General features: G+C 69.5%; 11 protein-coding genes and 1 tRNA gene. 5 read left to right on the top strand and 7 right to left on the bottom strand.

The features are described from left to right. A partial coding sequence (locus VJ693_RS14910) for an acyl-CoA dehydrogenase family protein (RefSeq protein ID WP_324155329.1) occupies positions 1-657 on the bottom strand: 657 nt, incomplete at its 3' end. Between the two features lie 103 nt (positions 658-760). Between VJ693_RS14910 and VJ693_RS14905 the strand changes: the two genes are divergently transcribed. Beyond that, complete coding sequence (locus VJ693_RS14905) at positions 761-1,675, top strand: LysR family transcriptional regulator (protein ID WP_324155327.1); 915 nt, start codon at positions 761-763, stop codon at positions 1,673-1,675. A gap of 122 nt (positions 1,676-1,797) precedes the next feature. On the opposite strand, the gene VJ693_RS14900 is transcribed toward VJ693_RS14905, so the two are convergent. Then, positions 1,798-2,829 carry a CDP-6-deoxy-delta-3,4-glucoseen reductase gene (locus tag VJ693_RS14900; protein ID WP_324155326.1) on the bottom strand — a complete coding sequence of 344 codons (1,032 nt, stop codon included), beginning with the start codon at positions 2,827-2,829 and terminating at the stop codon, positions 1,798-1,800. A gap of 104 nt (positions 2,830-2,933) precedes the next feature. Between VJ693_RS14900 and VJ693_RS14895 the strand changes: the two genes are divergently transcribed. Beyond that, positions 2,934-3,821 carry an SDR family oxidoreductase gene (locus VJ693_RS14895; protein WP_324155325.1) on the top strand — a complete coding sequence of 296 codons (888 nt, stop codon included), beginning with the start codon at positions 2,934-2,936 and terminating at the stop codon, positions 3,819-3,821. Between the two features lie 91 nt (positions 3,822-3,912). Here the strand turns inward: VJ693_RS14895 and VJ693_RS14890 are convergent, their stop codons facing one another. The 3 genes from VJ693_RS14890 to VJ693_RS14880 all read right to left on the bottom strand — a co-directional run bounded on the left by VJ693_RS14890 (position 3,913) and on the right by VJ693_RS14880 (position 5,807). After that, entirely contained in the window at positions 3,913-4,932 is a 1,020-nt protein-coding gene (locus tag VJ693_RS14890) for a S1C family serine protease (protein WP_324155324.1), read from the bottom strand. Between the two features lie 128 nt (positions 4,933-5,060). After that, positions 5,061-5,666: a rhomboid family intramembrane serine protease gene (locus VJ693_RS14885; protein WP_324155323.1), complete on the bottom strand. Its 606-nt coding sequence runs from the start codon at positions 5,664-5,666 to the stop codon at positions 5,061-5,063. Positions 5,667-5,722: 56 nt separating this feature from the next. Next, positions 5,723-5,807: transfer RNA gene (locus tag VJ693_RS14880), tRNA-Leu, on the bottom strand. A gap of 137 nt (positions 5,808-5,944) precedes the next feature. On the opposite strand from VJ693_RS14880, the gene cysM reads away from it, so the two are divergent. Genes cysM through VJ693_RS14865 form a run of 3 tightly spaced genes read left to right on the top strand, consistent with a single transcriptional unit; the run spans position 5,945 to position 7,668 of the window. Continuing rightward, a complete protein-coding gene (gene cysM, locus VJ693_RS14875) occupies positions 5,945-6,850 on the top strand; it encodes a cysteine synthase CysM (protein WP_324155322.1) in 906 nt (301 codons plus the stop codon). Continuing rightward, positions 6,847-7,413, top strand: coding sequence for an NUDIX hydrolase (locus tag VJ693_RS14870; protein ID WP_324155321.1), 567 nt, complete (start codon positions 6,847-6,849; stop codon positions 7,411-7,413). Before cysM ends, VJ693_RS14870 begins: the two co-directional genes overlap by 4 nt. 27 nt (positions 7,414-7,440) lie before the next feature. Continuing rightward, complete coding sequence (locus VJ693_RS14865) at positions 7,441-7,668, top strand: sulfurtransferase TusA family protein (RefSeq protein WP_324155320.1); 228 nt, start codon at positions 7,441-7,443, stop codon at positions 7,666-7,668. A gap of 12 nt (positions 7,669-7,680) precedes the next feature. Here VJ693_RS14865 and galU read toward each other — a convergent pair whose 3' ends face one another. Both galU and VJ693_RS14855 read right to left on the bottom strand, forming a co-directional pair. Then, positions 7,681-8,547, bottom strand: coding sequence for a UTP--glucose-1-phosphate uridylyltransferase GalU (galU, locus tag VJ693_RS14860; RefSeq protein WP_324155319.1), 867 nt, complete (start codon positions 8,545-8,547; stop codon positions 7,681-7,683). 53 nt (positions 8,548-8,600) lie between these two features. After that, complete coding sequence (locus VJ693_RS14855) at positions 8,601-11,447, bottom strand: valine--tRNA ligase (protein ID WP_324155317.1); 2,847 nt, start codon at positions 11,445-11,447, stop codon at positions 8,601-8,603. Between the last annotated feature and the right edge of the window lie 126 nt (positions 11,448-11,573).

Below are 11,573 nucleotides of genomic sequence, written 5' to 3'. Positions count from 1 at the left end.
GGTGATCGAGGCGCGCAGGCCCACCTTGCCGTGGATGGCAGGGGCGGACAGGCCCTTGGCGCCCTTGTCCAGCACGAAGCCGCGGATCGCGCCCTCGTCGTCCTTGGCCCACACGACGAACACGTCGGCGATCGGGCTGTTCGTGATCCACATCTTGGCGCCGGTGAGGCTGTAGCCGCCGGGCACCTTGCGTGCCCGCGTGATCATGCTGCCGGGGTCGGAGCCGTGGTTCGGCTCGGTCAGGCCGAAGCAGCCGATCCACTCGCCGGTGGCCAGCTTGGGCAGGTACTTCTGCTTCTGCGCCTCGGTGCCGAATTCGTTGATCGGCACCATCACCAGCGAGGACTGCACGCTCATCATCGAGCGATAGCCGGAGTCGACCCGCTCGACCTCGCGCGCCACCAGGCCGTAGCAGACGTAGTTCAGGCCGGCGCCGCCGTACTGCTCGGGAATGGTCGGGCCCAGCAGGCCCAGCTCGCCCATCTCGCGAAAGATCGCCGGATCGGTCTTCTCGTGGCGGAACGCCTCCAGCACGCGCGGCATCAGCCGCTCCTGGCAGTAGGCGCGGGCGGCGTCGCGCACCTGGCGCTCGTCGTCGGTCAGTTGCTGCTCGAGCAGCAGCGGGTCGTCCCAGTGGAAGGCGGCGCGAGAAGCCATGGTGAGAAGTCTCCGGTTATTCCAGTGTGGAATCATAGAATCGCCTGCAACGCCGATCAAACGCCTTTTTCGCACTGATCTGTGCGTCGATGGAATTCCGGGAATGCGACGCAAGCTGCCCTCCACCGCCGCGCTGGCCGCCTTCGAGGCGGCGGCGCGGCACCAGAGCTTCACCAAGGCCGCGGCCGAGCTGGCGGTCACGCAGAGTGCGGTCTGCCGCCAGATCGCGTCGCTCGAGGGCTTCCTCGGCGTGGCGCTGTTCCGCCGCAACCAGCGCGGCGTGGGCCTGACCGAGGCCGGCCAGCGCTACGCGCGCAGCGTGGCGGCGCGGCTGGACGAGGTCGAGCGCGACACGCTGGACCTGATGGCCCAGGCCGGCCAGGGCGGCGTGGGGGGCGCGCTGGAGCTGGGGGTGGTGCCGACCTTCGCGACGCAGTGGCTGCTGCCGCGCTTGGCCCGGTTCCACGCGGTACACCCGGGCATCACGGTGCACCTCAGTTCACGGACCCGCCCGTTCCTGTTCGCCGACAGCGGGCTGGACGCGGCGATCCACGCCGGGCTCGGCCTCTGGCCGGGCACCGAAGGCCGGCTGCTGATGCCCGAGCCGATGATCACGGTCGCCAGCCCGGCGCTGGCGGCGCAGCGGGCCCACTGGGAGCCTGCCGACGTCGCCAGGCTGCCGCTGCTGCAGGCCAGCACCCGACCCTACGCCTGGCGGCACTGGTTCGAATCGCTCGGCCTGGCCGTCGAGAACGACATGGCCGGCCCGCGCCTGGAGCTGTTCTCGATGCTGAGCGAGGCCGCCGCCCAGGGCCTGGGCGTGGCGCTGGTGCCGCGCATGCTGGTCGAGAACGAGCTCGCCAGCGGCCGCCTGGTGCAACTGCTGCCGCAGGAATGGCTCAGCGACCGCCGCTACTACCTGATCTACCCGGAGGCCAAGGCGGCCTCGCCGGCGCTGACGGCGTTCGCCAATTGGCTGGACGAGGAAGCGACCCGCTATCGCGCCGAAGTCAGTTAACGACGACCTTCAATCGGGCGCGCGCAGCGCCGCCCACTCCAAGTGGCGTGCGCGGATCCGGCTCTGCCGGTCCGCTGCGCGAGCCCCCCCGGGGGGCAGGCCCCGGAAGGGGCCGTGGGGGCTCAGTGCTTATCGGCTTCGGAGGTGAAGCTGTCGGCGTAGAACTCGTCGTCCGGCAGGCCGCACCGGGCGACGAAATCGCGATGGGCCGACTCGACCATGATCGGCACGCCGCAGGCATAGACCTGGTGGCCCGAGAGATCCGGCAGGTCGGCCATCACCGCGTGGTGGACGAAGCCGGTGCGGCCGGTCCAGCCGTCTTCCGGCTTGGGCTCGGAGAGCACCGGCACGTAGCGCAGGTTCGGCAGCCGCGCGGCCGCCGCCTCGGCCCAGTCGTTCAGGTACAGGTCGGCCTTGCTGCGGGCGCCCCAGTAGAGCACCGCAGGGCGCGTGCTGCCGAGCTCCTCGAGCCGCTCGATCAGCGCCTTGACCGGCGCGAACCCGGTGCCCGAGGCGAGCAGCACCATCGGCTTGTCGGAATCCTCGCGCAGGAAGAAGCTGCCGAACGGGCCCTCCATGCGGACGATGTCCTTCTCCTTCATCGTGCCGAACACATGCTCGGTGAACTTGCCGCCCGGCATGTGGCGGATGTGCAGCTCGATCGCCGGCGGCGTGCCCAGCCGGTGCGGCGCGTTGGCCATCGAGTAGCTGCGGCGCGCGCCGTCGCGCAGGATGAACTCGATGTACTGGCCGGCGTGGAACTGGAAGTTCTGGTTGGCCGGCAATTGGATGCGCACGATCGCCACGTCGCCCGCCGGCCGCTCGATGGCCAGCACACGCCCCGGCATCTTCAGGATCGGGTATTCGCCCGCGCCCGGCACCGTGCGCGCCTCGACGACGCAATCGGTCTGGGGCGTCGCGCAGCAGGTCAGGATCAGGCCGGCGGCCTCTTCGCCCTCCGACAGCGCCTTGGCCTGGTGCGCGCCGTGGATCACCCGGCCTTCGAGCAGCCGGCTCTTGCAAGTGCCGCAGGCGCCGTCCTTGCATCCATAGGGCATGCCGATGCCCTGGCGGATCGCGGCACTGAGGATCGGTTCATCGCGGGCGACGTCGAAGCTGCGTTGGGACGGCGTGAGGGTGACGGTGAAGGACATGGTCTGGGGCGGAGCCTCGAGGCGCGGCGACGATCGGGCATCTACACTGCGCCGCCGAATCCCCCATTTTGCCCGCCCCCCGCAGCCGGCCGCCCACGCCTGGAATGAGACCCTGCGCCACCCGTCGACGCCCCGTGCTGCTGATCATCGGCTGCGGTGACGTGGGCTTGCGTGTGCTGCGCCTGCTGCACGGCCGGTGGCGCGTGCTGGCGCTGACGAGCTCGGCCGAACGCGTACCCGCGCTGCGCGCGGCCGGGGCCGTGCCGCTGCAAGGCAACCTCGACGATCCGCGCAGCCTGTCGCGCCTGGCTGGCCTGGCCGATGCGGTGCTGCACTTGGCGCCACCGCCCGGCGAGGGCACGAGCGATCCGCGCACGGCGCACCTCGTCCAGGCCCTGGCGCGTCGCCCGGGGTCGCGCCGTCTCGTCTACGCCAGCACGACCGGCGTCTACGGCGATTGCGGCGGTGCCTGGATCGACGAGACGCGGCGCCTGGCCCCCGCCACGCCGCGCGGGCAACGGCGGGTCGACGCGGAAACGCGCCTGCGCTGGGCCGGGCGGGCCTTCGGCTGGCGGGTCAGCCTGCTGCGCGTGCCCGGCATCTATGCGCTGGACCGCGAAGGCGGCGACCCGCGGGATCGGGTGCGGCGTGGCGCGCCGGTGCTGGCGGCCGCGGACGACGTCTACACCAACCACATCCATGCCGACGACCTGGCACGCGCCTGCGTGGCGGCGCTCGTGCGCGGCGCGCCGCAGCGGGCGTACCACGTCTGCGACGACAGCGTGCTGAAGATGGGCGAGCACTTCGATGCCGTGGCCGACCGCTTCGGCCTGCCGCGGCCGCCGCGCATCAGCCGCGCCGAGGCACGGCAACGCATGACGCCGATGCAGCTGAGCTTTCTCGGCGAATCGCGCCGGCTGTCGAACCGGCGCCTGAAGGCCGAGCTGCGGGTCGCGTTGCACTACCCGACGGTGGCCGACGGGTTGGCCTGAGACGGGCCGCGGGGCTCAGGCCGCGCCGGGCCGCCCCAAGCGGCCTGATCCCCTCGGGGGACCGACGCGAAGCGGCGTAGGGGTCGACATCTCAGGTCCCGGCCGGCTGCTTCAGCGTGCTCTGCCGGTCCACCGTGCGCAGCGGCACGCGCATCGCCCGGCCGTTGCGCTGGATGTCGAGTGCCACGTCGCGCTCGACGGCGCCGCCGCTCCACAGCCGGTGCCACAGCGTGTCAAGGTTGTCGACCGCCTGGCCATCGATGCGCACGATGCGGTCGCCCGGCTGCAATCCCGCCGTCTCGGCCGGGCTCGGCGAGTTCACGCGCAGCACGCGCACCTCGCCGTCGATCTCGATGCAGTTCACGCCGATCCAGGCGCGCCGGCTCTGGGCCGAGCGTCCCTGGGTGATCAGTTCGGCCAGGATCGGCTTGAGCAGGTCGATCGGCACGAACATATTGCCGTGCATCGGCGGCTGGCCGGGCCCCAGTGCATCGCCGACGAAGAGCGAGCCGACGCCGAGCAACTCGCCCTGCAGGTTGAACAGCGCGGCGCCGCTGTGGTCGGTGCGGGCCGGCGCGGTGAACAGGGCATGGTCGAGGTGGTATTCCCAGTAGCCCGAGAACGCGCGCTGCGACACGCGGCGGGCCATGCTGATGCCGGCATCCTCGCCGCCGGAGATGACGAGCAGCGTGTCTTCGTCGTGGACCTGCGCCGGGTCGCCCATCGGCGCGGGCTGAAGGCCGAGTGGAATCAGCGCCTGCACCAGCCCGAACCCCGTGGCGACGTCGTAGCCGACCACCCGGGCCGGCACGTGACGGCCCGCGTCGGTCAGCAGCTGCACCTGGTCGGCTTCGACGATCAGGTAGCCGATGGTCAGCACCAGCCCGTCGGGGCCGATGACGACGCCCGAACCGCGCCGGACCGGCCCGAGGGTCGCGCTCGAGCTGGCGTCCTCGACGGCGACGCTGATCACGCCGACGACGGCGTCGCTGGCCCGGCTGATGCCGGCGGTGGACAAGGACTCCTCGGCCGCCAGGGGCCGCGGGGTGGCGAGCAGGGCCGCGGCGATCGCCCAAACAGCCCAGACGACGATGCGAAACGCGCGACCCATGGCACACCTCCGCGCTGACGGTCATGCCCGGCACCAGCATGCGCCGCGACGCCCGCCGACTGTGCGGCAGGGTTATCGCAGGCAGAGGGAGCGGCGTGCGCGGTCGTCGGGCCAGCGCGGGAGCGGGGTCAGCGCCGGCGGCGCGACGGGAAGGGCGCCTGGCCGCGCCAGTAGCGGATCGTCAGCCAGCCGCCCAGCATGCCGCCCAGGTGGGCGAAGTGGGCGACGCCGCTCGGGCCCGCCAGGCCCTGCAGCAGTTCGAGCCCGCCGAACACCGCGACGAAGGTGCGCGCCTTCATCGGGATCGGCGGGAACAGCGGCATGATCGTGCGGTTGGGGAACAGCATCCCGTAGGCCAGCAGCAGGCCGAAGAGGCCGCCTGAGGCGCCGACGGTGGGCATGTACGAATGGCGCAGCGCGTTGACCAGCAACTGCGACGCAGCGGCCGTCAGCACACTGGCCAGCAGGAACGCCAGCAGCCGCTTGTGGCCCCACAGGCGCTCGAGCTCGGCGCCGAACATCCACAAGCCGAGCATGTTGAAGAACAGGTGCAGCACATCGCCGTGCAGGAAGGCGTACGTCACCACCTGCCAGGGCATGAACTGGCCCGAGCCGATCGGCCACAGCGCGAACCACAGCGGCAGCGGCAAGACCGAGCGCAGCAGGATGTCGAGGGCAAACACCGCCGTGCAGATCAGCATCAGCGCCTTGGTCACGGGGGGCAGCGGCGGCATGGGGTGTCGCGTTGGTCGCTCGAGGCGAAGGAACGAGGGAGAGCTGCTGGGGTCACTGGTGCCCGGGGCCGGACTCGAACCGGCACACCTTGCGGCGGGGGATTTTGAATCCCCTGCGTCTACCGATTTCGCCACCCGGGCCAGTGTGTGCTCGTGCGCGGCCAGCGGCTGCCGAGGCAGGCAGCGCCGAGCGCACGTCGGGGGCGGATTATGGCATGCGCCCCGCGTCGGTTTCGGGGAGCACCCCATAATGACAGGTCGCTGTTTCACACCCCACCATGCCTGCCTACAAGACGCTCGAAGACGCGATCGGATCGACCCCGCTGGTGCGGCTGCAACGCCTGCCCGGCCCCGAGATCACGGCCCGCGGCAACGTCATCCTGGGCAAGCTCGAGGGCAACAACCCGGCCGGTTCGGTGAAGGACCGGCCGGCGATCAGCATGATCCGCAATGCCGAGGCGCGCGGCGAGATCAAACCGGGCGACACCTTGATCGAAGCGACCTCGGGCAACACCGGCATCGCGCTGGCGATGGCCGCGGCGATCAAGGGCTATCGCATGCTCTTGATCATGCCGGAGGACTTGTCGGTCGAGCGCGCACAGACCATGAAGGCGTTCGGTGCCGAGTTGATCCTGACGCCGAAATCGGGTGGCATGGAGCTGGCACGCGATCTGGCCGAGCAGATGCAGAAGGATGGCAAGGGCCGCGTGCTCGACCAGTTCGCCAACCCCGACAACCCGCGCGTCCACTACGAGACGACCGGCCCCGAGATCTGGGCCGACACCGAAGGGCAGGTCACCCATTTCGTCAGCGCGATGGGCACCACCGGCACGATCACCGGCGTGTCGCGCTTCTTGAGAGAGAAGAAGCCGTCGGTGCGCATCATCGGCGCGCAGCCCGCCGAAGGCTCGCGCATCCCCGGCATCCGCAAGTGGCCCGAGGCCTACCTGCCGAAGATCTACGATCCGAGCGCCGTCGACGAACTGGTCTACGTGAGCCAGTCCGATGCGGAAGACATGGCGCGCCGGCTCGCGGCCGAAGAGGGCCTGTTCGGTGGCATCTCGGCGGCGGGCGCCTGCTGGGTCGCGCTGCAGGTTGCCCGGGTGGTCGAGAACGCGACCATCGTGTTCGTCGTCTGCGATCGCGGCGATCGTTACCTCTCCACCGGCGTGTTTCCGGCATGAGTGCCATCGACTATCGCTTCTGCCCGCAGTGCGCCGAAGCGCTGGCCTGGATCGAGCAGTTGGAAGACGGCGGCAGCAAGCAGCGGCTGCGCTGCACCGCCTGTGGCTTCACGCACTGGAACAACCCGACGCCGGTGCTGGCCGCGGTGGTCGAATGCGTCGACCGCGGCGGCAAGCTGCTGCTGGCGCGCAATGCCGCGTGGAGCGGGCGCATGTTCGCGCTGATCACCGGCTTCATGGAGGCCGGCGAGACGCCCGAGGAGGGCATCGCGCGCGAGGTGCAGGAAGAGACCGCGCTGGTGGCCGAAGGCGTCAGGCTGATCGGCGTCTACGACTTCCAGCGCATGAACCAGGTCATCATCGCCTACCACGTGCAGGCGCGCGGCGAGATCAGCCTGTCGCCGGAGCTGGCCGAATACCGGTTGTTCGAGCCGGGCGACACCCTGTGCTGGCCGGCCGGCACCGGCTATGCGCTGGCCGACTGGCTGCGCGGCCGGGGCATCGAGCCGAAGTTCATCGAGTGGCCCAAGCGGGAACACGGCGAAGGCGCGACGGCTTCATAGAATGTTCGCCAACGATCAAGGAACCGCATGGACGTGAACAAGGAACTGGACACCCGGGGCTTGAACTGCCCGCTGCCCATCCTGAAGGCGAAGAAGGCGCTGGCCGAGATGACGAGCGGCCAGGTCCTGAAGGTGATTGCCACCGACCCGGGCTCGATGCGCGACTTCCAGGCTTTCGCCCGCCAGACCGGCAACGAGCTGCTGGATCAGCAGACGCAGGACGCGGAGTTCATCCACTTCATCCGTCGCCGCTGAGCTGGCGCTTTCCTAGAGTTCAAGCGCCTTCAGGTATTCGCGGAAGCCCGCGCCGAGCTCGGGGTGTGCCAGCGCGAGTTCGACGTTGGCCTGCAGGAAGCCTTCCTTGCTGCCACAGTCGTAGCGCTTGCCGTGGTAGCGGTAGGCGAAGACCTTTTCGCGCCGCATCAGCGCGGCGATGCCGTCGGTGAGCTGGATCTCGCCGCCGACGCCGCGCGGCAGCTGCGCGATCTCGCGGAACACCCCCGGCGTCAGGATGTAGCGGCCGGCCACACCCAGGCGTGACGGCGCCGCCTCGGGCGCCGGCTTCTCGACGATGTGGGTCAGGTCCATCATGCGGTCGTTCACCGGCGTGCCGGCCACGATGCCGTAGCGCCGGGTGTGCTCCGAGGGCACTTCCTGCACCGCGATGATCGAGGCGTGCCACTCCTCGAACTGGTCGACCATCTGCTTCATGATCGGCGGCTGCCCGACCATCAGGTCGTCGGCCAGCAGCACCGCGAAGGGCTCGTTGACGACCACGCACTGCGCACACAGCACCGCATGCCCCAGGCCCAGTGCCTTGGGCTGGCGGATGTAGATGCACTCCATGTCATCCGGCTTGATCGAATGGACCAGGTCCAGCAACTCCTGCTTGCCGGCCGCTTCCAGCTCCGATTCCAGCTCGTAGGCGGTGTCGAAGTGGTCGGGGATCGCACGCTTGTTGCGGCCGTTGACGAAGATCATCTGCCGGATGCCGGCGGCGTAGGCCTCCTCGACGGCGTACTGGATCAGCGGCTTGTCGACAACGGGCAGCATCTCCTTCGGCTGGGCCTTGGTGGCGGGCAGGAAACGGGTGCCCAGGCCCGCGACCGGGAAGATGGCCTTGTTGACTTTCATGCGAGACATTCCTCTGTGCGGCATGGTGCACTCGATGGCAAGGATTGTGCCTTTCAGCCGGCGGCAGGCAGGCGCGAGAGCTGGTCGCGCAGGCTGGCCAGCGTGCGGCCGAAATCGGCCAGGCGCTGGCGCTCCTGCGCCACCACGGCCTCCGGCGCGCGCGCCACGAAGCTCTCGTTGCCGAGCTTGCCCTCGGCCTTGCCGACTTCGCCCTCGATGCGCTTGATCTCCTTGGCCAGGCGCTCGCGCTCGGCGGCCAGGTCGATCTCGACCTTCAGCGCCATCCGTGCCGACCCCTGAACGGCGACCGGCGCCAGCGCGCTGGCCGCGGCGAATTCGCCCTCGTCGGCGAGCAACTGCACCTCACTCAGCTTGGCCAGCGCCTTGAGCGACGGTGCGGCGGCAGCCAGGAACTCGGCTTCGCCGATGGCGACGAGCGGCACGCGGGCGGAATCCGACAGGCCCATCTCGCTGCGCAGGCCGCGCGCGGCGCCCACGATGCCCTTGAGCTGGGCCACCCAGGCGTCGGCTGCCGGGTCGATCTTTTCGGGCTGGGCGATCGGGTAGGGGGCGGTGGCCACCGTCGCGGCAGCGCCCGCGATGCGCCGGCCGGCGACCACGGCCACCGTGTCCCACAGCTCGGCGGTGATGAACGGCGCGATCGGGTGCAGCAGGCGCAGCACCGTCTCGAGGGTGCGGATGAGCGTGCGCCGCGTGGCGCGTTGCTCGGCCTCGGTGCCGTTCTGGATCTGGACCTTGGCGAGCTCGAGGTACCAGTCGCAGTACTCGTTCCAGACGAAGGAGTAGATCGCGTTGGCGACGTTGTCGATCCGGTAGTCGGCAAAGCCCTGCGCCACGGCCGCTTCGACGCGCTGCAGTTCGCCGGTGATCCAGCGGTCGACGGGCGAGAAGGCGAGGTAGCCGTGGAACGGGCCGCCCTCGGCACAGTCGGCCTTGGTGTGCTCCTTCAGCCCGCAGTCCTGCCCCTCGCAGTTCATCAGCACGAAACGGGTCGCGTTCCAGAGCTTGTTGCAAAAATTGCGGTAACCCTCGCAGCGCTTGGTGTCGAAGTTGATGTTGCGCCCGAGGCTGGCGTAGCTGGCCATCGTGAAGCGCAATGCATCGGCGCCGTAGGCGGGCATGCCCTGCGGGAATTCCTTCTCGACCCGCTTGGCGACCTTGGGCGCCGTCTCGGGCTTGCGCAGCCCGGTGGTCGACTTGTGGATCAGCGTGGGCAGGTCGACGCCCTGGATCAGGTCCACCGGGTCGATCACGTTGCCCTCGGACTTGCTCATCTTCTTGCCCTCGGCATCGCGCACGATGCCGTGGATGTAGACGGTCTCGAAGGGCACCTTGCCGGTGAAGTGGGTCGTCATCATGATCATCCGGGCGACCCAGAAGAAGATGATCTCGAAGCCCGTCACCAGCACGCTGCTGGGCAGGAAGGCGCGCAGCTCGGGCGTGTCCTCGGGCCAGCCGAGCGTCGAGAACGGCACCAGCGCCGACGAGTACCAGGTATCGAGCACGTCCGGGTCGCGCGTCAGCGGGCCGGCATAGCCGGCGGCGTCGGCCTGTGCCCGGGCGGCGGCTTCGCTGCGGCCCACGAAGATGCGGCCGTCGTCGGCGTACCAGGCGGGGATCTGGTGGCCCCACCAGAGCTGGCGGCTGATGCACCAGTCCTGGATGTTCTTCATCCACTGGTCGTAGGTGTTGACCCAGTTCTCCGGCACGAACTTGACCTGGCCCGAAGACACCGCGTCGATGGCCTTCTGCGCGATGCTCTTGCCGTCGGGACCGGGCTTGCTGACGGCCACGAACCACTGGTCGGTCAGCATGGGCTCGACGATCTGCCCGGTGCGCGCGCAGCGCGGCACCATCAGCTTGTGCTTCTTCACCTCGACCAGCAGGCCGTGCGCCTCGAGGTCGGCAACGATGCGCTTGCGGGCGACGAAGCGGTCCAGGCCGCGGTAGGCCTCGGGCGCCTGCTCGTTCAGCGTCGCGTCGAGCGTGAAGATGCTGATCATCGGCAGCTCGTGGCGCTGGCCGACCGCATAGTCGTTGGCGTCGTGGGCGGGGGTCACCTTGACCACGCCGGTGCCGAATTCTCGGTCGACGTACTCGTCGGTGATGACCGGGATCGTGCGGCCGGTCAGCGGCAGCACCACCTTCTTGCCATGGAAGGCGGTGTAGCGCTCGTCGTCGGGGTGGACCATCACCGCGGTGTCGCCGAGCATCGTCTCGGGGCGGGTGGTCGCCACCACCAGGCCGCCCGAGCCGTCGGCCAGCGGGTAGCGGATGTGCCACAGGTGGCCGTCTTCCTCCTCGCTCTCGACCTCGAGGTCGGACACCGCGGACTTCAGCACCGGATCCCAGCTCACCAGGCGCTTGCCGCGGTAGATCAGGCCCTGCTCGTACAGCCGGACGAAGGTCTCGGTGACGATGGTCGAGAGCTTCTCGTCCATCGTGAAGTACTCGTGCTTCCAGCTGACGCTGGCGCCCAGCCGGCGCATCTGCTCGGTGATGGTCGAGCCGCTTTGCTGCTTCCACTCCCAGACGCGGGCGACGAAGTTCTTGCGGCCCAGGTCGTGGCGGCTCGTGCCCTGCAGCTGCAACTGGCGCTCGACGACGATCTGGGTCGCGATGCCAGCGTGGTCGGTCCCCGGCACCCACAGCGTGTTGGCGCCGCGCATGCGGTGGTACCGTGTCAACGAGTCCATGATGGTCTGGTTGAACGCATGCCCCATGTGCAGCACGCCGGTCACGTTGGGCGGCGGCAGCTGGATGGAAAACGAGGGCTTGCTCGCGTCGAGGGTCGGTTCGTAGATGCCGCTGGCTTCCCACAGCGGCGCCCAGCGGGCCTCGATGGCGGCGGGCTCGAAGGATTTGGCGAGTTCGGTCATGGGGGGAGGGCAGGTTCAGGCGCCCCGTTTGCTACAGCTTGACACGTAAAGTTTGTCAACCTGCCGCGAGGGCGGTGGGTTGGGGCGATTGTAGGTCGCGGCCCTTCGCGACCCGCGACAACGAGG

The sequence above is a fragment of the Ideonella sp. genome (assembly GCF_035254525.1).
Classification (GTDB): domain Bacteria; phylum Pseudomonadota; class Gammaproteobacteria; order Burkholderiales; family Burkholderiaceae_C; genus Ideonella.
Note: the sequence above shows the minus strand (reverse complement) of the source record. Positions and strands in the feature narration are given on the sequence as shown.